Origin of the sequence: Novacetimonas cocois (assembly GCF_003311635.1) — a bacterium.
Lineage (GTDB): Bacteria > Pseudomonadota > Alphaproteobacteria > Acetobacterales > Acetobacteraceae > Novacetimonas > Novacetimonas cocois.
Map to the genome: position 1 here is coordinate 26,302 of NZ_QEXL01000020.1, position 23,307 is coordinate 49,608.

The following is a 23,307-nucleotide window of genomic DNA, read 5'->3' on the forward strand; positions in this document are numbered from 1 at the left end:
GGGAAAACCCCTATGTCAGGGCGCGGTGGAACAGCGCCCTGACCAATTCCATGCATCCCAGAAACAGGGCCGGGTCGTAACGTGGCCCTTCGTCACGCAAAAAGGCGTGCTGGGCATTGAATTCATGCCATTCATAACGCAGGCCCGCCTGTTCCAGGCGTTCACGGATCATCTGCCGGCCGGCAAAGGGCACGTGCGGGTCCTGCCGTCCCCAGACCATCATCACCTCCCCGCTGATTTCCCCAAGGCGACCGAGCGTATCGTCATGCTTCCCTTCGCCAAGGGAGGAGGAATGGATATCGGTGGCATAGAAACAGGCCGCCGCCTGCACACGGGGATCAAAGGCGGCGCGAAAGGCGAGATGACCGCCAAGACAGACCCCCAGCGTCCCGACCCGCCCCGAACAGGCCGGACATTCATCCACCAGCCATGAAATGGCCGCCCGCGCGTCATGGTCATACCCGGCCAGCGGCTTGGTGTATTTCAGCACGTTGCCCCGGTCCGTGCCCGCCTTGTCATAGGCCAGCACCGTCCCCGCCGGTTCATATTCATGATAGACCTCGGGCACCGCGACGACATATCCCTGTCCCGCGACCATGGCGGCAAGCCTGCGGATCGGGGCGGTGACCTGATAGATCTCGGAAAACAGCACGACGCCGGGAAAGCGCCCTTCGACCGCCGGGCGGAAAACATGCAGGCGCATCCCGCCCGACGGCGTGTCAATATCGAATGTTTCGTCAGTCCGGATAATCATTGCACCTGCCATCTGCCATGCTGGGTGAAAGAAAATGAGGGTTTTGGGTGTCGCCTGTTTTCAAAAAAGCGATGTCTTTCAAAGCTTTTTAAAAAAAGCCTCACCAAAAACTTTTATGATTTTAGGGTATTATCAGGCCTGCCTTCTGCCCCTCAGCGCCCAAGGTCGCGCAACGGGCGGCCACTCATCAGGTGATCCTCGATCGCTTCAAGGGAAACCCCCTTGGTCTCGGGCACGAAACCGATGGTGACGAGGATGAAAATCCCGTTCATCACCGCAAAAAGCCAGAAGGTCCGTGCCTCCCCCAGCCCTTCGAGGACCGACAGGAAGGTGTTGCTGATCAGCCAGTTCGCCGCCCAGTTCGTGAAGGTCGAGCACGCGATGCCAAAATCACGCCCGCGCAGGGGCTGGATTTCCGAACACAGCGTCCAGACCAGCGGCCCCGCCCCCATCGCAAACCCCGCAACGAACAGGAGCAGCGCGGCCACCATGCCGATTTCCTCCGGCAGGGTGGAGGCCCCCATCGCGACCAACAGTCCCGCCACCGCCATGCTGAAGGTCATGACGACACAGCTGAGCAGCAGCAGCGGCCGACGCCCCCAGCGGTCGATGAACATGATCGCCAGTCCCGTTGCCGCCATGTTGACCAGCCCGATGATCGCCGTGGACCACGTGGAGGCCGCAACACCGAAATGCGCGGCCTGAAAGACCTTGGGCGCGTAATACATCAGCACGTTGATGCCCGTCAGCTGCTGCATCACCTGCAGCAGCATCCCCAGCCCGACCGAACGGCGGAAATTCGAATTCGTGCGAAAAAAGGTCCAGACGTTCCCGTGATCCTTCTTCAGCTCCGTCGCGATATCGGCGATTTCGCGGTCGGCCTCCTGCGGGCTGGAACGCAGATACCGCATCACCAGACGGGCATGGCGCGTATCGCCGCGCATCATCAGCCAGCGCGGGCTGTCGGGCAGGAACAGGCAGCCGATGCAGAACACCAGCGCCGGAAGGGTCATGAGCCCCAGCATCCACCGCCAGTGCCCGCCATAGGACAGGAAGCTGTCAACCACATAGGCAAGGAAGATACCCAGTGTCATCATCAGCTGGTAACACGATATCAGCGACCCACGGGCGGATTCCACCGCAACTTCGGAAATGTAGAGCGGCGCGGTAAATGCTGCGATCCCGACCGCAAGCCCGAGGAAGATGCGCCCGACGACAAGCACGAAGACGGACGGCGCCAGCGCGCATGTCACCGACCCGGCAAGGAACAGCACCGCTGCCCCCATCAGCGCCTTGCGGCGACCGAAACGGAACGACAGGTTGCCCGCGACGATCGAGCCGATCGCGGCGGCCGCCATCATGGAGGAAACGATCCATTCCTGCATCTGGGCGGAGGCATGGAATTCATCGCCAATAAAGGTCAGGGCCCCGGCAATGACGCCCGTATCAAGGCCGAACATCAGCCCGGCCAGCGCGGCAAGCAGGCTGACCCCGACGGAGCGGGCAAGGAATTCGGACGAGGCGTCCCCTGTTTCCGTGCCTGGTGGTGATGTCGGGGTCTGAATTGACGACATGACAGTTTCCTTACCCGGTTTTATGATGAAAGCACGGACGTCTTTCATTCTGTTTTGTTATTTGTAACGGTTGTCACTGGTCGAATATGGCTGTCGGACGACGGCTTGCGTCCATCGGTCATATTCCGTCACCTTATGGGAAAGGATAATTTTTTCCAGCCGTCTTCCCTACACGGATGCTGGAGATCGTGGATCCCCCGCCGCCTGCCCCGCGTTACGAACCACATGCGTCGCATGACGCGCCCCTTATGCTCCCGCCTTGTGTTCCCGTCTGGGGTCTGTTCCCGTCTGGGGTCGCGACGATAACCTTCTGCATGACAATATTTTTTCAGATGTGATGATGTCCCCATTCCTGGCTGTCGCCCTTGCCGTCATGGCCATAACCGCCGTGGTGGCGCTTATCGCGCGCTACAAGATCAATCCCTTCATCGTACTGTTCGGTGTATCGATCCTGCTGGCGCTGTGCGCGGGGATGCCGCCGCAAAAGGCAATCGCCTCCTTCGAGGCCGGAACCGGCAAGGTGCTGGGCCACGTGGCCACCGTCATCGCGCTGGGCACGATGCTGGGCAAGATGCTGGCGGAATCAGGGGGAGCGGACCAGATCGCCCTGACCATTACCCGCATCGCCGGCACACGGCGCGTCAGCTGGGCCATGATGGTCATCGGGCTGCTGGTCGGACTGCCGGTTTTTTTCGAGGTCGGCTTCGTCCTGCTCATCCCGCTGGCCTATACGCTGGCGCGGCGGACGGAAACGCCGCTGGTGCTGATCGCCCTGCCCATGGGGGCCGCGCTGTCGGTGACGCACGCGATGATCCCCCCGCATCCCGCGACATTACTGGCGCAGGCGGCCTATCAGGCGGATATGGGACGCACCATCCTGTGGGGGATCCTGATCGGGACCCCGACCGCTGCCCTTGCCGGGCCTGTCTATGCCCGCTTCATCGCCCCACGGATCGGCCCGACGCATGAATCCGGACTGGCGGAGCAGTTCGTCAGCAGGCAGCCGCCGGCGCAGCTCCCCCCCTTCCTGACCACCGTCCTTGCGATCCTGTGCCCGGTCATCCTGATGATGGTGGGATCAGGCGCGGACCTGATCTCGCGCCCCGGGAACGGCCCCAACACGTTCCTTCATTTTGTCGGCAATCCCGATATCGCCCTGATGATCGCGACACTCCTGTCGTTCTACGTGCTGGGAACCGCGCGGGGCTTTTCGCGTGAGACCGTGCTGAAATTCAGCAACGAATGCCTGGGCCCCACCGCGCTGATCATCCTGCTGGTTGGCGCGGGCGGGGGATTCGGCCGCGAACTGGTCGATAGCGGCGTTTCCTCCGCCATCACGACGCTGGCGCTGGGCGCGCACGTGCCTCTGCTGGTCCTGGCATGGCTGCTGGCGGTCGTGGTGCGGGTGGCGACCGGATCGGCCACTGTCGCGATGAGCACGGCATCGGGCATTGTCGGGCCGATCCTGCAGCACAGCCATGGCGTATCGCCCGAACTGATGGTGATTGTCACGGGCGCGGGGTCTGTCGCGCTTGGCCCCCTCAATGATGCCGGATTCTGGCAGATCAAGGAGTATCTGGGCCTGAGCGTGGGGCAGACGATCCGCACATGGTCCGTTGTGGAAACGCTGATCGCCCTTCTGGGGCTGTTTTTCAGCCTGCTGGCCTCATGTTTTACGTAATACCCCGATGACACAGCGGGACGGGACGTTTCCATCCCGCCCCTGCTGACATCATCTGGGCGCGTAGGGATTGTTCGAGCCCCGCAGCAGCAGACGGATGGGCGTGCCCGGCAGGTCGAATTCCTCCCGCAGGCCATTGACCAGGTACCTCTGGTAATCCTCGGGCATCTGATCGGTGCGCGTCCCGAACAGGATGAAGGTCGGCGGACGGGACTTCGCCTGCGTGATGTACCGCAGCTTGAGCCGCCGTCCCTGCACCAGCGGCGGCGGATGACGCGACACCATCATCTCGAACCAGCGGTTCAGCTCACCAGTCGGCACACGACGGTTCCATACCTCATAGGCACGGCGCACCGTCGGCAGCAGCTTGTTGACGCCCGCCCCCGTCAGCGCGGAAAACGCCACGACCGGGATGCCGCGCATCTGGCTCAACGAGGTTTCAATACGGTCACGGATGGCCTGCCGCGTGACGTTGCGATCCGCGACCGCGTCCCATTTGTTCAGGGCAAGGACGCAGCAGCGGCCTTCACGCTCGATCAGTCGCGCGATCTGCAGATCCTGCTCATGCACGCCCAGCGTCGCATCCAGCGCCAGAATGACGACTTCCGCCATTTTCAGCGCCTCGATGGAGGCGGAGACGGACATCTTCTCCAATGTCTCGTCAATGCGGGCCTTGCGTCGCAGGCCGGCCGTATCGACAAGCTGGATCGGACCTTCGTCGTCATGCAGCATGACAGAGACGGAATCGCGCGTCAGTCCCGGCTCGGGGCCGGTAATCATCCGTTCCTCGCCCAGCAGGCGGTTCAGCAGCGTGGACTTGCCCGCGTTCGGACGCCCCACGATCGCAAGGCGCAGCGGGCCGGGGGAACGGGTGTCTTCCTCCTCCCCCTCTTCGCGCTCCTCCCTGCGCCTCGGGGCGCGGCGGGCCTGCGACGGGCCGGCGGGAATGCGATCGGCGATTTCGCCCATCAGGTCCGCAAGTCCCTCCCCATGCTCGGCCGAGATCGCGAGCGGCGCGCCCAGCCCAAGGGAGAACGCCTCCATCGCGGCGGCGGCGCCCTGGCGTCCTTCCGCCTTGTTGGCAAGGACAAGAACGGGACGTCCCTGACGGCGCAGCCACGCGGCGAAATGTTCATCCGCAGGGGTGATGCCCGCACGCGCATCCACGCAGAACAGCACCAGATCCGCCATGCCCACGGCGGATTCGGACGATGCGCGCATACGGCCGAACAGGGTGTCGGGCGCGGCCTCCTCCAGTCCTGCGGTGTCGATCAGGCGGATGCGCCTGCCACGGACAACGGTCTCGCTTTCCTTGCGGTCGCGTGTCACGCCCGGCGTATCGGCGACCAGCGCCTGCCTGCGACCGACCAGACGGTTGAAGATTGTCGACTTGCCCACATTGGGGCGGCCGGCAATGACCACGACGGGCAGGTCGTGCCCCGGATCGGGCGGAAATGATGAGGTCACGACGGAAACTTTCTCAACTATAGGCCATCAGGCCGCCGTTGTTGTTGAGCAGAAGCATCAGCCCGTCAACGATAATCGGTGTCACGGTGACAACATCCGGCAGCGTGTGCAGCGACATGATATGTCCCAGCGCGGGATCGACGATGACAACGCCGTTCTGCGGCAGGCTGGAGATGCAGACCAGCTTCCCCCCCGCCAGGAAAGGTCCGTTCCATACGACGCCGCGTTTCTGCTTGAGGCTGTTTTCATATTGGCGCAGCTGCGTGATCCAGCGCACATGCCCCGATACCCGGTCCAGGCAGGCCAGCTGCTCCTCCATGGAAAGGAGGAATATCCAGTCCCCGATCACCACGGGCGTATTCTGCCCCGAAATCGCGCGTTCCCACAGCCGCCGCCCCGATCGCATGTCGATCGCGACAAGAACCGAACCGGTACTGATGGCATAGGCCGTGCCATTGCTGATGACCGGCATGCCATGCACGCATGAAAAATCGATCAGCGCGCTCTGCCCGTTGGTACTGGCAAGCGTGTCGGCCCACACGACCTCGCCACCTTCGGCACGCAGCGCCACCAGATCGCCCGACCCGAAACCCGCCAGAACCACGCCATCGACCACGGCAGGCGCGGGCTGTCCCGCGATGACGGTATCGGCCGACGTCGCGGTATAGGTCCACAGTACGTCGCCGGTCTGTGCATTCACGGCGAACAGCTTTTCATCAATGGTGCCAAAGAACAGGCAGCCATTGGCGATGGTCGGCGCGGAACGGCCTGGCGTTTCCAGCTGCAGGCGCCATTTCAGCTTGCCTTTCTGCACATCGAGGGCAAGCGCCTGACCGATGCCATCCACGACATACAGGGTATCGCCGTCCACGCTGATGCCGCCGCCGATATTGTTGGACAGCAGTTTCTTGGGACGGGGGTTGTATTCCCATGCCTTGTGCATCGCGGGCCAGTGAAAGGCGTGGATGACGCCCTGCGCATCCATGACAAACAGACGGCCGTTCTGCACCACCGGGGGCGACTGGATCATGCCACGCCCCGTTTTGCCCAGCGCGACATAGGACAGGAATTCCGGTTCCGAATTGCCCGCCCCGATGCGATGGGTCCAGCGGTGCTGCATGTTGCCTGCCCACGCGACGTTCATGCCGACATGCCCCGGCGTCAGGCCCGGCTGCGGCCATGCGTTCACGGGGGTGGCCGCAGGCACCGTAACGGCGGCGGTTTCGTCACTGTCGACCGTCAGGCCTGCCCCCCCGCTGAGGACATCCGTCCGCCTGCCGATCAGCAGCGGCTTCTTTTTCGGTTCGTTTCCGGAACATTCAGCCAGAAGCGGCAAAAGCGCGGCCCCCAGAAGGGTGCGACGGCGTGTCAGGGTCTTTTTCATTGCGTTCATGCCTGTCGGATGGTGGGGATGCGCCGTATCGGAAAACGTCCTATCCCCCGGCATTGTCATTCCCCAACGCCTGCAGCAGCCCGTCGGCCCGGGTGCGCACCCCGTCAGACACGTTCATGTCCATGCTCAGCCGTTGCAGGCGGCCACGCGCGTCCTGCTCGTGCCCCTGACGCAGGTCAAGCAGCGCCTCGCACTCCAGCGCCAGGCCATGCCAGGGCTGCTGCGCCCCATCAAGCAGCGCCAGCCGCGAACGCAGCATCGCGGGGTCCGCCGTGTCGAGCTGATGCTGGACCCACAACAGGCCCGCCAGCGAACTGATGGTGGGATCCGCGGCCCTGTCCTCGTTCACCTGCGCCCACAGGGCAAGGGCCTGCGCCGTGTCGCCACTGTTGGCCAGAAGGGCCGCGCGTTCCATCCGCGACAGCGCACGCAATGGCGGCCGCGCGGTCTTTTCAAGGGCCGCCAGCTGCGTCAGGGCCGTTTTCTGCTGGTCGTTCAGGGGGGCGGCCTGCCCGTCGGGCGCATGCGACGCCGTGGCGTTTTTGAGCGCGGCGAAATACGCATCCGCGCTGGCCTGATCCGCCTGCTGCACCCGCCAGGCGTTATATTGCCATGCGCCACCGCCGATACAGATCACCGCAACGATAACGCCCGCCAGAATCATGTACCGTCGCGCCAATGCACGCAGCCGTTCGGCGCGCATTTCCTCATCGACTTCCCTGAAGATGTCGTCAGCCACGTTTAACCCGCTCTCCGCTTCCTGCCACGCACGATGCACGGCAGCCGTCCCGCCGGGACGAGATCCCTGTCATGAAGGCCAGACCATACCCGTCCTGTCCAGCGACAGCAAACCCGCATTGCCGGACATGCAACAGGCATGCCCCGCCACGCGGCGCCGTTGCGATCACATAGACCGCGCGGCGGATTGCCGCCAGATGGCCGGATCAGGGCCGACCAGTTTCAGGGGGCGGGCGGGCTTACTGTGTCGCCAGATGGTCGTGGCCCTTTTTCATTTCCGCCGACAGGTGCGAAAATTCATCGGAAATCTGTTTCTGTATCCGCGCCGCGCCATCATGGACACGGTGCATGCGCGCGGTGGCCTCCGCGCTGATGGCGGACTGTTCCTTGCCCGACGCGCCGGACACGCAGGCGGCATAGGTACGGGCCGCCTTTTCATAGGCGTTGACGCGATCGACGCTGGCATTGAAATGGCGGACATCCGTTGCATCCACCTTTGGCGCGACCGGTGCCGCACCACATGATTTCGGCGTCCAGTCCGCAGGCTGTGCCTGTACTGCCCTGTCGGGCACCGCCAGGCCTGTCATGATGGCGGCTCCATACAGGATCATGAAACTGCCGCGCATGGTCATCGTAAGATTCCTTGTCCAGAAATTGGGTCCAGAAATTGGCTGCGGTCAGCACGCCTACAGCAGCGTCATGGCAATCGCGGGGCAGGTTTCCTCCCGCTTGCGCCACGCGGCAAGAAAATTCCGGTTTTCATCCCATTTTTCAATGACGTGACAGCAGATCGGATGCCGCCCGCACCACGACACCGACCTCCAGATCCTTCATGTCGGCATGGCCGGTCGGGCCGGGGGCCACGACCTGTGCGGCCCGGCGGCCGCATGGGGCGTATTCATCCACGCGGCTTGGACCGAACAGGCCCAGCGTCGGCGTCCCGGCGGCGGCGGACAGGTGCATCAGGCCCGAATCGTTGCCAATGAACAGCGCGCATCGCTGCAGCAGCGCCGCCACCTGCGTGATGCTCAGGTTTCCGCCCGTATCAAGCGCGTCCGGAAGGGCATCCAGCACCCGGGCGGCCATCTGGCGTTCCGCAGCACCGGGACCATAAAGGATGACAGGACGCGCCGGTCCGTGCCGCGCGACAAAATCATGCCAGAAGGCGACGAATCGATGCGCGGGCCAGACCTTGCCCGACCAGTTCGCGGTCGGCGCCAGGGCAATCCATGGCCCCTCCCTCTCCGGCAGCAGGGCGCAGGCCTCCGCACGTTCCTGCGCGCTGGTCCAGACGACCGGCATCGGCGTATCCGTCAGGCCCAGCACCTGCGCCAGATGGGTCACGCGCGGGCCGGGACGCCTGCCACCGCGCATGACCCGCCGCGCGGATGTCCGGATCAGGAACGGGATCACCGAACCGCGCAGGTCGACACACAGGTCCCACCGCGTCCTTACGCAGTCGCGCCACAGCGCCACCCAGTGCATGTCATAGGGCCGTTTGGTCATGACGATGGTGCGTTCACGTCGCGGCATGTGCGCGAACAGGCCCGCGGCCACGGGGCCGCAGACGATGGTGAACCGTGCCTGCGGATAACGGTGCAGCAGGTGGTCCAGCAGCCCGGTCGAAATCACGGCGTCACCCAGCCGCGTCGATGTAATGAACAGGATACGCATCCGAGTGTGCATATGCGCCTTGGGCGATGATGCCAAATCTCCGTTATCCCCCTTGCCCGCCGACGCCGCTGTGCCCACAGTGGCGACATGGGTAAGTTTGCGTATCTGCCGGGCCGTGCGGTGCTGGCTGTCTCGGGGCGGGACCGGGTTTCCTTCCTGCAGGGACTTGTGTCCAATGACATGACGGTCGTCACGCCGGAACAGGCAGTCTGGACCGGATTCCTCTCGGCGCAGGGCAAATGGCTGGCCGATTTTTTCGTATTCGCGGACCCGCAGGGGGAACGGCTTTTGCTGGATTGCGACGCGTCGCAGGCGGACATGCTGCGCCAGCGCCTGTCGCGCTATCGCCTGCGGGCTGATGTGGATGTGGGCGACACCGGTTATGCCGTTCATGCGGGATGGGATGGCCCCGCCCCATCGGGCGGGGATTTCCCCACCAGCGCGGACCCGCGCCTGCCTGCCGCGGGATGGCGCAGCCTGCGGGGGCATCCCGCCACGGACACGACAGCCGATGACGTCGATTACGACCGCCATCGCCTTATGCTGGGCCTGCCGGATGGCGTGCGCGACTGCGAATCAGGAAAGACCCTCCTGCTGGAGGCGAATTTCGATCAGCTCAACGGCATATCGTGGACCAAGGGCTGTTACATGGGTCAGGAACTGACGGCGCGCACGCGCTATCGCGGGCTGGTGCGGCGTCATCTCCTCCCGATCGAGGGAACGCGCGACCTGCCCGAACCCGGAACGCCCATCATGCATGGCGAACACGAAGTCGGCCATGTCCGTTCCTCACGCGATCAGGCGGGCATGGCAATGATCCGCAGCACGCACATCCATGACACCAGCCTGACGGCGGGGGGGCATCCCCTGACGGTCCGGGTGCCGCAGTGGTTCACCCTGCCCCAGAAGGCGGGCGAAGAAAGCTAGACATTGCGCGACGGGGCGGGCATGTCGGAACTCCATGTCCGACATGTTCAACCGACCGGATTGACCGACCCCATGCCCTATCTTCCCCCTGATGCCGCGACCTGCGCCCGCATGGTCGAACAGGTCCGTTTCAACAGCGACGGGCTGATTGCCGCCATCGCCCAGCAGCATGACACGGGCGAGGTCCTCATGCTGGCATGGATGAACGCCGAGGCCCTGACCGAAACGCTCCGCAACGGTCGCGTGTGCTATTTTTCCCGCAGCCGCAACGCGTTATGGCGCAAGGGGGAAACGTCGGGACAGGTCCAGACGCTGATTGACGCGCGGCTGGACTGCGACCGCGATGCGGTCCTGCTTCTGGTGGATCAAAAGGGAGTCGCATGCCATACTGGCCGCCGCAGCTGTTTCTTCAACGCCATGCGCCCCGAAGGACTGGTGGAGATTTCACAGCCGCTTGTCGGGGCGGACGAACTGTATAAACGCACCTGAGCAGTTGCCGTCCACCAAAGCGCAGAAAGAGACCCGCATGGCCGCCGATCTTCCTCCCGAACCGGATCCCCGTTCTAAACTGACATGGATCATCCTGACGATTCTCCTGACCGTCCTGCTGGGAGGATACATGGTGATTTCCGAGGTCCGGGCCCTGGTGAACGCACAGGTGGAAACGCCGGAACAGCCGGATGGCAACAGCAGCGGACAGACGCCCCCGCCCTCCGTTCCGGTTCCGCCCGAAGGAAGCCCCCAGCCCTCAAAAACGCCCAACGCGCAATAGAATTGTAACGGCGGGTGCGGTGACTAGCCGCGTCCCACCCTTGCCGGGGACGGATCCTGCCGGGACAGGAGGTCAAGGATCTCCTGCGCGGCGGCGGCGGTGGGATCGCCCTGCGGTCCATGCAGGGTCGCGATAATCCGCTGGAAACCGGCCTTCTGCATCGCGGCACTGTGCCCGTCCGTCAGCAGCCGCATGATCGTTTTGGCCAGCAGGTCCGCGCGGCAGCGTTCCTGCAGCAGTTCGGGCACAAGCCGGTGGCCCGCCAGCAGATTGACCATCGCGACATATGGCACCCGGATCAGGCGTCGCGCAATCGCGGCCGTGACGGTATTGACGCGATAGGTCACGGCCATCGGAACCCCGGCAAGCGCCAGTTCCAGCGTGGACGTCCCCGATTTGGTCAGCGCCGCGCCAGCAGCGGCAAAGGCATCGTGCTTTTCCTGCAGGTCGGTCACGATAACCGGCTGGATGGGCCAGTCCGCGACACCCTTGCGAATGGTATCGGCAATGACGGGCGCGACGGGCACCACCGGCACGATGTCGGGACAAAGTGTGCGTAATATCCCCAACGTCTCGCCAAAGACCGGCAGCAGCCTTGGCGCTTCCGAACGGCGGCTGCCGGGCATCAGGATCAGCACGGGCGCATCGGGCGCGATGCCATGCCGCGCACAGAACGCCGCGCCATCGCCCTGATCGGCCCCGGACTGCACGACGGGATGCCCGACGAAGCGTCCCTCCACCCCATGACGCGCGAAAAATCCGGGCTCGAACGGCAGCAGGCACAGCATGCGTTCCCACAGGCCGGGGAATTTCAGCACCCTGCGTTCACGCCATGCCCATACCTGCGGCGCCACGTAATGGACGCGCGGGATCGACAGCGACGCTACCCGTCGCAAAAGCCGCAGGGCAAAGCCGGGACTGTCGATGGTGACGATCAGGTCGGGACGGACCGCCTCGATATGGGCCACGGCCTGATCCAGCCGCCGTGACAGGAAACGCAGGCGCGGCAGGACCTCCACCAGCCCCATGACCGCAAGGTCGCGCATGGGGAATTCGCTTTGCAGTCCCGCAGCCTCCATCCGCGCGCCCCCGACCCCGACAAATGTCAGAGCCGGGTCGCGCTGCCTCAGCTCACGCATCAGGCGCGCGCCCAGCACGTCGCCACTCGCCTCCCCCGCCAGAATCCAGATGGTCCGCGCGCCGACGTCACGACGGGCACGCATGGTGGCGGATGATGTCATTGGCACGTCTTCCTTGGGACCGGGGTCATGGGCAGGGAACCCCGGCCTATTCCTGTTTCAGGAATCCCACGATCCCGGTCTTCACCTCTTCAGGCAGGGGGACGTACTGCAACCTGCGTGCCGTTTCATCCCCCCTGGCGAACGCCCATGCAAAGAAATCCCTGACCGCCCGTCCCCGGGCATGATCCCTGGGGTCGGTCGGGATCAGGACATAGGTGGCCGCCATGATCGGCCATGCCCCCTGCCCCGCCGCATCCAGCACATCGACATGGCGGGTGACGCCTTCGTCCCATTTCGCGGAACGGGCGGCGGCCTCGAAACTGTCACTGTTGGCGGCGACATCTTCGCCGTGGCTGTTGCGCATTTCCACCATGGTCATGTGGTTTCCAACGGCATAGGCATATTCAAGATAGCCGATGCTGCCTTCGGTATTGCGCACGGCGGCCGCGATTCCGTCATTTCCCCGCGCGCCCTCGCCCACCGGCCACTGGATCGAGGTGCCGGCCCCTTCCTGCGCCTTCCATGCCGGCCATGACAGCGACAGATAGGACGTAAAGACGAAAGTCGTGCCCGATCCGTCCGCCCGCCGCACGGGCGCGACCGGGATATCCGGCAGGGCAAGGCCCGGATTGACGGCAGCGATCCGGGCATCATTCCATGACGTGATTTCACCGTCATAGATCTGCGCCAGCAGCGCGCCGGTCAGATGAAGCCGACCATCGGCCACTCCCGGCAGGTTGACCACCGGCACGATCGCTCCCATCACCGTGGGGAACTGCGCCAGATGCGCCGCCTCCAATGCCGTTGCGGACATGGGGGCGTCGGACGCGCCAAAATCGACGGTCCGGGCACGCACCTGGTTCTGTCCCGCGCCGGAGCCGATCGTCTGGTAATTCAGGGTGACGTCCAGATCCCGGGCGGCATCTTCCCCCCATGCCCCGTAAATCGGCGCGCCAAAGCTGGAACCCGCCCCCGTGATTTCGGTGGCGCAGGCCATGCCGCCATACGCCATGAGCGTTACGGCCAGTCCCGTTCCGATCCATCCCTGTATGGCGCGCAATAGAATATTCCCCTTGACGAAGACGCAGGCGCGACGGGACAGGCGCCCCGTCGCGTTACGGCATTCAGCCACGCAGATCCGCATTGCAGGTTTTCTTCGCCGCCGCAATCACGCGCGCGCATACCGCCTCGATATCCGCATCGGTCAGGTTGCGCTCGACAGGCTGGATCGTGATCTCGACCCCCAGCGACTTGTGCCCTTCGGGGATCTTGTCGCCTTCATAGACATCGAACAGGCTGACCGCCGAAATCAGGTTGCGTTCCGCGCCCCTGACGGCCCGCAGCAGCTGTTCCGCCGGAACGTCACGCGCGACGATGAAGGCGAAGTCACGATGAAGCGGCTGGAACGGCGACAGGTTGGGCGGCGCGCGGCGACGGCGCTTTGGTTCGGGAACATCCTCGATAAAGGCCTCGAACCCTACCACCGGCAGGTCGATGCCACGTTCGGCCAGCAGGGCGGGATGCACCTGTCCGAAATATCCCAGCACCAGTCGCGGCCCCTGCCGCACGGTACCCGACCGGCCGGGATGGTAATGCGATGGCGCATCGGCGGTGATGCTCAGCCCCTCCATCGACGCGCCCGCCACACGCAGCGCCTCAAGGATATCCGCCTTGGCCGCCCATAGATCCACAGGCGTCGCCGGGTGCGCTGGCATGCGCGGCGAATGGCCGCTGCGGATGCCGGCTACGATCTGGCGCTGTCCGTCGGCGCCAAACCCCGCCCCGATTTCAAACAGGCCGAGGTCTGGATAACCGCGCGCCGCGTTGTGATGCACGGCATTGAGCAGATTCACCAGCGGCGTAGGCCGCATCTGGTCCAGGTCAACCGCGATCGGGTTGAGCAGACGCAGGCTTTCGGGTGTTTCGCCGAAGGCCGATGCCTGTTCGTAGGAAACGAAGGAGAATCCGACCGTCTCCAGCAGGCCACGGGCGGCAAGCTGCCGGCGCGTGGCGGCCACGCGCGCCTGCGCCGGTGTCAGGGCCGCAACCGGCACGGCGGAGAGCGGCGGCAGCGAAACCGCAGGAACGGCGTCCATGCCCTGCAGGCGCAGGACTTCCTCGATCAGGTCCACTTCGGCATCCACCGCCATGACACCCTGCGCTGCGCGCTCCGCCTGTTCGGGGGGCAGATCGCGCGCCTGGTCCAGGACAATCGGCGTTGCGATGTCATTGCGCCATGACGGCACGCTGACGACGACCTGTTGCGCGTCGCGGCTGCGGACCCCGAATCCCAGCCGTTCGAGGGAGGTCACCGCCACATCCGGCGCGACCGTCAGGCCGCCCAACGTCGCAATGCGTTCAAAGCGCAGCCGCGCGTCGCGCTGCCACGCGGGCGGCGCCCCGGCGGAGACCACCTCGCTGGCCTCACCCCCGCACAGTTCGATGATCATGCGCGTCGCAGCCTCCAGCGCGGCGGGGGGCAATGCCTGATCCACCCCGCGCTCGAAACGCTGGCGCGCGTCGGAATGGAGATTGTGACGCCGGCCGCTCAGCGCGATATGCACGGGCTCGAACAGGGCGCATTCGACAAACACATCCGTTGTCGTCTCGCTGACGCCTGTCGCCTCGCCCCCCATGATCCCGGCCAGCGACTGTACGCCGTTCGCATCAGCGATCACGCAGTCATCGACCGTCATGACATGCTCGCCGCCATCCAGCGTCCGCAGCGTCTCGCCCGCGCCACGGCAGACGGTCAGGACGTTTCCGCCCACCTTCGCCACGTCGAAGACATGCAGCGGACGCCCCAGATCGAAGGCAAAGTAGTTGGTGATGTCCACCAGCGCGGAAATCGGACGCAGCCCGACCGATTCAAGCCGTCGCTGCAGCCATTCCGGGCTGGGACCGTTGCGCACGCCGCGGATCGTCCGGCCCAGCACCCAGGGACAGGCCTCGGGGAAGGTATCCGCCCATGTCAACGGGGAGGCGAAGGTGCCTTCCACCGTTTCCGCCAGCCACGGCCTGAGTTCCCCCATCCCGGCGGCGGCAAGGTCGCGCGCGATGCCGCGAATGGCCAGGGCGTCGCCCCGGTTGGGGGTAATCGCGATTTCGATGACGGGATCATCCATGTCCGCGAACAGGGCATAGGACTGCCCCACGACCGTCCCGTCCGGCAGTTCGGCAATGCCGCCCGTTTCCTGACCCAGCCCCAGTTCACGCAGCGAACACAGCATGCCGCCACTCGTCTCGCCCCGGATCTTGCCCGCCTTGATGGTGATGTCGCTGCCGGGGATCCATGTGCCCGGCGGGGCAAAGATGACCGACAGGCCCGCCCGCGCGTTGGGCGCGCCACAGACGACCTGCACGCGTTCGAATCCTTCGCCGGCATCGACCTGGCATACCCGCAGGCGGTCGGCATTGGGATGCTGTTCCGCGCTGAGGATCCGCGCGGTGCGGAATGGCGCAAGGACCGCGCCCCGGTCCTCGACCCCTTCGACCTCCAGCCCGATCGTGTTCAGCCGTGCGCAGATTTCTTCGACGGTTGCCGTGGTTTCCAGATGTTCACGCAACCATGACAGTGAGAACTTCATCAATCACAGACCTTCATGCAGCAGGGCGGGTGACAGGGGGCTGGTCCCGTAATGACGCAGCCAGCGCACGTCGCTTTCGTAAAAGGAGCGCAGGTCGGGAATGCCATGACGCAGCATGGTCAGCCGTTCGACCCCCATGCCGAACGCAAATCCCTGCCACTCACGCGGGTCGAGGCCACAGTTGGCCAGCACGCGGGGATGCACCATGCCGGACCCCAGCACCTCCAGCCAGTCGCTGCCCGCGCCGATCTGTCCCGTCTTGCGCGACCAGCCGATATCGACCTCCATCGACGGTTCGGTGAACGGGAAATAGGAGGCACGGAAACGTACCGGCAGGTCGGGCTGCGCAAAGAACGCGCGCAGGAAATCCGACAGGCAGCCCTTGAGGTGACCCAGCGTGATGCCACGGTCGATCACCAGTCCCTCGCACTGATGGAACATGGGGGAATGGGTGGCGTCATGATCGGCGCGATAGGTACGGCCCGGCGCGATGATGCGGATGGGCGGCTCATGCGACAGCATGGTGCGGATCTGCACGCCAGACGTCTGGGTGCGCAGCACGCGCTCGGCCTCCTGCCCCTCTTCGTGCGGCAGGTAGAAGGTATCCTGGTCCGTGCGGGCCGGGTGATGGGCGGGGGTGTTGAGGGCGGCGAAATTGTGCCAGTCGGTTTCGATATCCGGACCTTCGGCGACCCTGAATCCCATCGCCCCGAAAATCGCGCTCATTTCCTCGATCGTGCGGGTGATCGGGTGGAGCGTGCCTTCGGGCTGCGGGGCGGCGGGCAGCGTGACGTCAACCCGTTCGGCGGCAAGGCGGGCGTTGAGGGCCTGTGCCTCCAGCTCCTGTCCGCGCTCGGCGATCACGCGCGACAGTTCGTCGCGCAGACGGTTCAGGGCGCCCCCACGGAGCCTGCGCTCCTCCGGCGACATCCGGCCCAGTCCCTTCAGCAGGCCGGTCAGGCGTCCCGACTTGCCCATCGTCGCGACGCGCACTTCGTCCCATGCCCGCAGGTCGGACGCTGCCGCCAGCGCGCTGAGGGTGTCTTGCTTCAGGGTTTCGAGATCGTCACTCATGCTACCTCGCACAGGCTCACCTGACAGGCTGGCCGAGGCGCATTTGACACATGGCGGCCATGCCGGTCACTGGATTACTTGGGGTGGGACCGACAATCGCCACTGTCGCGGGCCGGAACGCACCTGAACTAAAAACAAAACGGGCCGCCCGGCAGGACGACCCGTTTCGCGGACCTGTCACCACACGGGGTGGAGAGCAGGTTCAGGCCAGAGCGGCCTGCGCCTTCTTGACGATTTCGGCAAAGGTTGCGGCATCGTCATAAGCAATGGCGGCCAGCACCTTGCGGTCGATCTCGATCCCTGCCTTGTCCAGACCGTTGATGAAACGGCTGTAGGTCAGGCCATGCTCACGCACGGCGGCATTGATGCGCTGGATCCACAGGGCGCGGAATTCACGCTTCTTGTTGCGGCGATCGCGATAGGCATAGCGAAGGGCCTTTTCCAGCCGTTCGAGCGCGATGCGATAATTGGTGGAAGACCGACCCCGATACCCCTTGGAGAGTTCCAGGACCTTCTTGTGACGGGCGTGTGAGGTAACGCCCCGCTTGACGCGTGCCATATGTCAGATGCTCCTTATGCCAGCCCGTAGGGCGCCCACTGCTTCACAGTGCGACCATCCATTTCCGTCAGCGTCTGCGAACCGCGGTTGGTGCGCTTCATCTTCTGCGAACGGTTGATAAGGCCGTGACGCTTGTTGCCGGGGCCAGCCAGCACCTTGCCGGTCGCGGTGATCTTGAACCGCTTCTTGACCGACGACTTGGTCTTCATCTTGGGCATTTTCATCTCCAATCGATTTTTCACATTCCGCCACGTCCCGGGGGACGGCGGAACGGGAACATGACATTGCGGCCGGGCATGCCCTTGATCAGGCCCGGACGCGCGAACATCGCTGCCTATAGACAACGCCGCGACGGCAATCAAGTCCTGATCGGCCGATGTCGCGTTGTCTCGGTCCCGACAAGATATTAAGGAGGATCGGCAACGCGACAATAACGGACAGATACGGGAGCAACCGACCATGACAGCACGTGTGGCACTGGTAACAGGCGGCAGCCGCGGAATTGGTGCAAGCATTGCCGAATCCCTGGCACGGGACGGCTTCGACATCGCGATTTCCTATGCCCGCAATGCGACGGCGGCGGAACAGACGGTGGAGCGCATCGCCGCCACGGGCCGCACCGCGCGGGCCTATCGCGCGGGCGAAGGTGCGGGTGCGGCAGAGGACCTGATCGGGCAGGTGGCCCGCGATTTCGGGCGGCTGGATGTCCTGGTTTGCAATGCCGGCATCTATCCCTATGCTATGGTGCGCGACATGACGACGGAGCAGGTTGATGCGACGCTGGGGCTGAACGTGCGCGCGGTCATGCTGGAGACGATCGCGGCGGTCAGGCACATGCCGCGCGGCGGCCGGATCATCTTCATCGGCTCCACGTTTGGCGAACGCGCCCCCTTCCCCGGCATTTCGCTCTACAGCGCCACCAAGGCCGCCCTCACCGGCTTCGCGCGCGGCCTTGCCCGCGATCTCGGGCCGGATGGCATTACCGTCAATGTGATCCAGCCCGGCCCCATCGATACGGACATGAACCCCGCCGACGGCGCGGCGGCCGACATGCTGCGGGGATTCCTGTGCGTGCCGGAATATGGCAAGCCCGGCGACATCGCGGCCATGGCGTCCTTCCTCGCCCGGCCGGAGAGCGACAACATCACGGGGGCGGCCCTGACCGTTGACGGCGGCCTCGCCGCCTGAGGAATCATGCATCACCCTGTGGTTCGGGCCGGCCTGAGTCTGGAGTCTGGTCGGGCCAGTCCACGGGGATACATGCGGAAATACATGACGGCATGCCGGTTGCCGCGCCATGCTGCACCCGACGGGGAGCATCCCGCAACGCGAAGTCCGGATTCCTCCCAAGCTTCATTCCCCTTTGGACTGCCATCCCGCTCACGTCATCGGGGTGCCTGCAAAGCGTTGAAATACTTCGTCATGGTCAATATCGGCAGGCCCCGGGTGGCCCCATCACGCAAAAAAGAGCCAATGCGCCCGCCCCTGCCCAAAACCCACTGCTGACATCCGGTTTTCACGGGTTGTATCCCTGCCTGTTTCTGATCTAGGCGTCGGGAATACCTTGCCGTGGAAACTGGTCATGACCGCACTCAATACTACGTCCCTGCCCCATCTGCCGCCGAACATCGCCACTCCCGCCTATGACCGTGCAAAAGTCACGCCGGGAATCGCGCATCTGAGCGTCGGCAATTTCCATCGCGCGCATGAGGCGGTCTATGTGGATCACGTCCTGGCGCGGCCGGGGCAGTCCGACTGGGGCATCGTCGGGATCGGCCTGATGGAAAGCCCGTCCGAAAAAGCCAAGGCGGACGCGATGAAGGCGCAGGACTGCCTTTACTCCCTGACCGAATGCGCCCCTGACGCCCCCGATACGGTCCGTGTCATCGGCTCCATCGTCGAATATGTCTATGGACCGGCGGACCGCGCCGCCGTGATCGAGCGGCTGGCCGATCCGGCGATCCGGATCGTCAGCATGACGATTACCGAAGGCGGTTATTACGTCGATGAAAACGGGCACTTTCCGATCGACCTGCCCTTCATTGCCGAGGACCTGAAACGTGCCGTGCCCCAGACCGCCTTTGGCGTGCTGACCGAGGCGCTTCGCCTGCGGCGCGACCGGGGCGTCGGCCCGTTCACCGTCCTGTCGTGCGACAACCTGCCGCAGAACGGCCATATCGCGCGCACCGCCGTCCTGACATGGGCAAAAGCCCGCGACGCGGCGCTGGCGCAGTGGATGGAAGCAAACGTGACCTTCCCCTGCACCATGGTTGACCGGATCACGCCTGCGGTGCACCCCGACGACGTCCGCCGGCTGGATGCCGCCAGTGGCCTGGATGATCGCATCCCCGTTTTCTGCGAGGATTTCATCCAGTGGGTCATCGAGGACAAATTCTGCGCCGGGCGCCCCGAATTCGATGCGGTTGGCGTGCAGTTCACCGATAACGTCCATCCCTATGAGGAAGTGAAGCTGCGGATGCTCAACGCCTCCCATTCGCTTCTGGGGCTGTCGGGCGTGCTGTCGGGATACCGTATCGTCAGCGATATCATGGAGGACGTGAACGAGATCGCGCTGGTGGAACGGTATCTGGGATATGACGCGGAACCGTTGCTGACGGCGCCGCCAGGCATGGCGCTGCATGAATATGGCGCGCTGCTGCTGCGGCGTTTCCGCAATCGCGCCATCAGCGACCAGCTGCTGCGCATTGCCTCCGACAGCACCTCGAAACTGCAGATGTTCGTGCGTGAGACCGCGATGGGCGTGCTGGGTCAGCATCACAATCCCATCCGCATCGCCTTTTTGATCGCATGCTATCTGGAATATCTGCGCGGGCATGATGACAGCGGCGCGGCCTATACGGTGACGGAACCGCACCTGTCGGCAGATGACCGTGCCCTCGCCCTTGATCCGGACGTGAATGCCGGGCTCAGGATGTCGGTGTTTTCTGGCTGGGAACTGACGGATTCCGAAGATTTCGTCCGTGACTACCGCACGGTCAGGCAGTCGATCCGCACGAACGGAACACGCAGGACGCTGGCTGATATCGTCCTTGCTGCGGAATAATCTCCCTTCCTCCCCCTGCAGCATCGCGCTTTCCCGCCCTTCCGCCATCATCGCATGGCGGAAGGCGTTGACACGTCATTGTCAGAAATAACTTCTTGACGCCGGGCCGTTTTATAAGCTGTCTCCTGAAAAAGCCGTCTTTCGCCACAGCTTCGCTTCAATTCAGGAACACTATGAATATATTTTCTCGCTTTGGGCCCACCCTCCTGATCGCCATCGCCATATGCGCGATATCCGGCCTTTATGTATTGGGAGGGGGAATCTGGCTGGGTCTGCTGGGCGGCTCGTTCTATTACATGATCGCGGGCGTCGCCCTGCTGGTGACGGCATTCCTGCTGCTGCGTGGCCGGCAGGAAGCGCTCATCGTTTATGCGATCTTCCTGATCGGCACGATGGTCTGGGCCGTCAGCGAGGTCGGTTTCGATTTCTGGGCGCTGGCGCCGCGCGGTGACATCCTTGTCCCGATCGGCATCCTGCTCCTGCTGCCTGCGGTGACGCGTCACCTCGGCCCGCCGGGCAACGCCGGCCGCTTCTCCCTTGGCGCGGCCGTCGTGGCGGCGATTGTCGTCGTCGTGGTTGCCCTGACGCAGGATCCGCAGGATGTCGCGGGCGCGCTCCCCCCCGTGGCGCAGAACGCCCCGACGCCCGGCGATGCGGGCGAAATGCCGGACGAGGACTGGCAGGCCTATGGCCGTACGGAATTCGGCGACCGCTTTTCCCCGCTCAAACAGATTACGCCCGCCAATGTCAGCAAGCTGAAAGTGGCATGGACCTTCCGCACTGGCGACATGCGCGGTCCGGGCGATCCGGGCGAAACGACGGATGAAGTCACGCCGATCAAGATCCGCGATACGGTCTATCTCTGCTCCCCGCACCAGATCCTCTTCGCGCTGGATGCGGCAACCGGCAAGATGCGGTGGAAATTCGATCCGAAAATCGTCCACAACCCCACCTTCCAGCATCTGACCTGCCGTGGTGTTTCCTATCACGAGGCCAAGGCTGACGATGCGGCCGCGCCCACCGAATGCGCACAGCGCATTTTCCTGCCCACCAACGATGGACGCCTGTTCGCGCTTGACGCCCATAGTGGGGAGCGGTGCCATGGCTTTGGCAATGACGGCGAAATCGACCTGAAGGATGGCATGACCGTCAAAACGGCGGGCTTTTACGAACCGACCTCGCCGCCGGTGGTGACGGACACCATGGTCATCGTCTCCGGCGCGGTGACGGACAACTATTCCACGAATGAACCTTCTGGCGTGACCCGTGGCTTCGACGTCAATACGGGCGAGCTGAAATGGGCGTTCGATCCGGGCAACCCCGATCCGAACGAAATGCCGTCGGAACAGCATCATTTCGTGCCGAATTCGCCCAATTCCTGGATCACGGCGTCCTATGACCCGAAACTGGACCTGGTCTATATCCCGATGGGCGTCCAGACCCCCGACATCTGGGGCGGCAACCGCAATGCCGATGCGGAACGGTATGCCAGTTCCATCGTCGCGCTGAATGCCTCCACCGGCAAGCTGGCCTGGAGCTACCAGACCGTCCATCATGATCTGTGGGACATGGACATCCCCTCCCAGCCCAGTCTGGTGGACATCCGCAATGCGGAAGGGGAAATCATCCCCACCCTGTATGCCCCGGCCAAGACCGGCAACATTTTCGTGCTGGACCGTCGCAATGGCAAGCTGGTGGTGCCCGCGCCCGAACGTCCGGTCCCGCAGGGTGCCGCGCCAGGCGACCATCTGTCGGCAACGCAGCCCTTCTCCGAACTCACCTTCCGTCCCAAGAAGAACCTGACGGACGCCGACATGTGGGGCGGCACGATGTTCGATCAGCTGATCTGCCGCATCATGTTCCACCAGCTGCGTTACGAGGGACCGTTCACGCCGCCTTCGCTCCAGGGCACGCTGGTGTTCCCCGGCAATCTTGGCATGTTCGAATGGGGTGGCCTGGCGGTCGATCCGGTCCGGCAGGTCGCGATCGCCAACCCGATCGCCATTCCGTTCGTCTCCACCCTGATCCCGCGTGGCCCGAACAACCCCGCGACACCTGACAAATCCCTGCCCTCGGGCAGCGAAAGTGGCGTGCAGCCCCAGTTCGGCGCCCCCTTTGGCGTTGACCTGCACCCGTTCCTGTCGCCGCTGGGCCTGCCCTGCAAGCAGCCGGCATGGGGCTACATGTCGGGCATCGACCTGCGCACCAACAAGATCGTGTGGAAGCACCGCAATGGCACGATCCGTGACAGTGCGCCGCTGCCGCTGCCGTTCAAGATGGGCGTGCCCAGCCTTGGCGGCCCGCTGACCACCGCCGGTGGCGTGGCGTTCCTGACCTCGACGCTGGATTATTACATCCGCGCCTATGATGTCACGACGGGACAGCAGCTGTGGCAGGATCGCCTGCCCGCCGGCGGACAGTCCACGCCGATGAGCTATTCCGTCAATGGACGGCAGTTCATCGTGACGGCCGATGGCGGCCATGGATCGTTCGGCACGAAGCTGGGCGATTACGTGGTGGCCTACAGCCTGCCGGAATAAGATCAGGCGAAAAAAACGGGGCGGCATTCGTGTCGCCCCAGCTTGACCGGCCGGGCCATGTCTGTATATAAGCGGATATAGACACAGTTCGTGGAAGATTATTTCCAGCCCACGTCCCTGCGCCCCATCCGCCAGCAGGCCCCTGTAATCGCCACTTATTCAGGCTTTTACAGATTTTCTCCTATGGGGATTAAAAATCCAAATAAGTCTTATCAGCGTTTTCATCTTACGTTGGATGGAAGCCCTTGATTAGGAAACAGAA

At 64.0% G+C, this 23,307-nt stretch carries 20 protein-coding genes; 7 read left to right on the forward strand and 13 right to left on the reverse strand.

The features are described from left to right. Window positions 1-10: 10 nt before the first annotated feature. Window positions 11-754, reverse strand: a complete 744-nt coding sequence (locus NJLHNGOC_RS13510) for a dienelactone hydrolase family protein (RefSeq protein WP_113596836.1) — start codon at window positions 752-754, stop codon at window positions 11-13. 152 nt (window positions 755-906) lie between these two features. Continuing rightward, the gene (locus NJLHNGOC_RS13515) at window positions 907-2,328 is read right to left on the reverse strand and encodes a sugar porter family MFS transporter (RefSeq protein WP_113596837.1); all 1,422 of its coding nucleotides are present in this window, start codon (window positions 2,326-2,328) and stop codon (window positions 907-909) included. Between the two features lie 340 nt (window positions 2,329-2,668). Here NJLHNGOC_RS13515 and NJLHNGOC_RS13520 point away from each other — a divergent pair, with 340 nt between their 5' ends. After that, on the forward strand, window positions 2,669-4,009 hold the full coding sequence (locus tag NJLHNGOC_RS13520) for a GntT/GntP/DsdX family permease (RefSeq protein ID WP_113596862.1): 1,341 nt from the start codon (window positions 2,669-2,671) through the stop codon (window positions 4,007-4,009). A gap of 51 nt (window positions 4,010-4,060) precedes the next feature. On the opposite strand, the gene der is transcribed toward NJLHNGOC_RS13520, so the two are convergent. From der to NJLHNGOC_RS13545, 5 genes are all read right to left on the reverse strand, one after another. Next, window positions 4,061-5,476 (reverse strand): ribosome biogenesis GTPase Der, encoded by a 1,416-nt coding sequence (gene der, locus NJLHNGOC_RS13525; protein ID WP_113596838.1) that lies wholly within the window; start codon window positions 5,474-5,476, stop codon window positions 4,061-4,063. 13 nt (window positions 5,477-5,489) lie between these two features. Continuing rightward, window positions 5,490-6,860 (reverse strand): PQQ-binding-like beta-propeller repeat protein, encoded by a 1,371-nt coding sequence (locus NJLHNGOC_RS13530; protein ID WP_113596863.1) that lies wholly within the window; start codon window positions 6,858-6,860, stop codon window positions 5,490-5,492. A gap of 49 nt (window positions 6,861-6,909) precedes the next feature. Further along, window positions 6,910-7,608 (reverse strand): hypothetical protein, encoded by a 699-nt coding sequence (locus NJLHNGOC_RS13535; RefSeq protein WP_113596839.1) that lies wholly within the window; start codon window positions 7,606-7,608, stop codon window positions 6,910-6,912. A 238-nt stretch (window positions 7,609-7,846) separates the two neighbouring features. Beyond that, window positions 7,847-8,239 carry a hypothetical protein gene (locus NJLHNGOC_RS13540; RefSeq protein WP_113596840.1) on the reverse strand — a complete coding sequence of 131 codons (393 nt, stop codon included), beginning with the start codon at window positions 8,237-8,239 and terminating at the stop codon, window positions 7,847-7,849. Window positions 8,240-8,378: 139 nt separating this feature from the next. Continuing rightward, entirely contained in the window at window positions 8,379-9,281 is a 903-nt protein-coding gene (locus NJLHNGOC_RS13545; RefSeq protein ID WP_113596841.1) for a glycosyltransferase family 9 protein, read from the reverse strand. Window positions 9,282-9,368: 87 nt separating this feature from the next. Between NJLHNGOC_RS13545 and ygfZ the strand changes: the two genes are divergently transcribed. From ygfZ to NJLHNGOC_RS13560, 3 genes are all read left to right on the forward strand, one after another. Continuing rightward, on the forward strand, window positions 9,369-10,208 hold the full coding sequence (gene ygfZ, locus NJLHNGOC_RS13550; protein WP_113596842.1) for a CAF17-like 4Fe-4S cluster assembly/insertion protein YgfZ: 840 nt from the start codon (window positions 9,369-9,371) through the stop codon (window positions 10,206-10,208). 72 nt (window positions 10,209-10,280) lie between these two features. Next, window positions 10,281-10,697, forward strand: coding sequence for a phosphoribosyl-AMP cyclohydrolase (hisI, locus tag NJLHNGOC_RS13555; protein ID WP_113596843.1), 417 nt, complete (start codon window positions 10,281-10,283; stop codon window positions 10,695-10,697). A gap of 37 nt (window positions 10,698-10,734) precedes the next feature. Further along, window positions 10,735-10,980 carry a hypothetical protein gene (locus NJLHNGOC_RS13560; RefSeq protein WP_113596844.1) on the forward strand — a complete coding sequence of 82 codons (246 nt, stop codon included), beginning with the start codon at window positions 10,735-10,737 and terminating at the stop codon, window positions 10,978-10,980. A 23-nt stretch (window positions 10,981-11,003) separates the two neighbouring features. Here NJLHNGOC_RS13560 and lpxB read toward each other — a convergent pair whose 3' ends face one another. The 6 genes from lpxB to rpmI form a co-directional block, all read right to left on the reverse strand. Beyond that, entirely contained in the window at window positions 11,004-12,221 is a 1,218-nt protein-coding gene (gene lpxB, locus NJLHNGOC_RS13565; protein ID WP_239021541.1) for a lipid-A-disaccharide synthase, read from the reverse strand. 46 nt (window positions 12,222-12,267) lie between these two features. Further along, entirely contained in the window at window positions 12,268-13,233 is a 966-nt protein-coding gene (pstS, locus tag NJLHNGOC_RS13570) for a phosphate ABC transporter substrate-binding protein PstS (protein WP_113596865.1), read from the reverse strand. A gap of 112 nt (window positions 13,234-13,345) precedes the next feature. After that, window positions 13,346-15,808, reverse strand: coding sequence for a phenylalanine--tRNA ligase subunit beta (gene pheT / locus NJLHNGOC_RS13575; protein WP_113596845.1), 2,463 nt, complete (start codon window positions 15,806-15,808; stop codon window positions 13,346-13,348). A gap of 3 nt (window positions 15,809-15,811) precedes the next feature. Further along, the gene (gene pheS / locus NJLHNGOC_RS13580; protein ID WP_113596846.1) at window positions 15,812-16,882 is read right to left on the reverse strand and encodes a phenylalanine--tRNA ligase subunit alpha; all 1,071 of its coding nucleotides are present in this window, start codon (window positions 16,880-16,882) and stop codon (window positions 15,812-15,814) included. A 202-nt stretch (window positions 16,883-17,084) separates the two neighbouring features. After that, window positions 17,085-17,441: a 50S ribosomal protein L20 gene (rplT, locus tag NJLHNGOC_RS13585; RefSeq protein WP_110526387.1), complete on the reverse strand. Its 357-nt coding sequence runs from the start codon at window positions 17,439-17,441 to the stop codon at window positions 17,085-17,087. 14 nt (window positions 17,442-17,455) lie between these two features. After that, complete coding sequence (gene rpmI / locus NJLHNGOC_RS13590) at window positions 17,456-17,659, reverse strand: 50S ribosomal protein L35 (protein ID WP_012554749.1); 204 nt, start codon at window positions 17,657-17,659, stop codon at window positions 17,456-17,458. 241 nt (window positions 17,660-17,900) lie between these two features. Between rpmI and NJLHNGOC_RS13595 the strand changes: the two genes are divergently transcribed. From NJLHNGOC_RS13595 to NJLHNGOC_RS13605, 3 genes are all read left to right on the forward strand, one after another. Then, a complete protein-coding gene (locus NJLHNGOC_RS13595; RefSeq protein WP_113596847.1) occupies window positions 17,901-18,629 on the forward strand; it encodes an SDR family NAD(P)-dependent oxidoreductase in 729 nt (242 codons plus the stop codon). Window positions 18,630-19,023: 394 nt separating this feature from the next. Then, on the forward strand, window positions 19,024-20,505 hold the full coding sequence (locus NJLHNGOC_RS13600; RefSeq protein WP_113596848.1) for a mannitol dehydrogenase family protein: 1,482 nt from the start codon (window positions 19,024-19,026) through the stop codon (window positions 20,503-20,505). 173 nt (window positions 20,506-20,678) lie between these two features. Continuing rightward, window positions 20,679-23,045, forward strand: coding sequence for a glucose/quinate/shikimate family membrane-bound PQQ-dependent dehydrogenase (locus tag NJLHNGOC_RS13605; RefSeq protein ID WP_113596849.1), 2,367 nt, complete (start codon window positions 20,679-20,681; stop codon window positions 23,043-23,045). Window positions 23,046-23,307 lie beyond the last annotated feature (262 nt).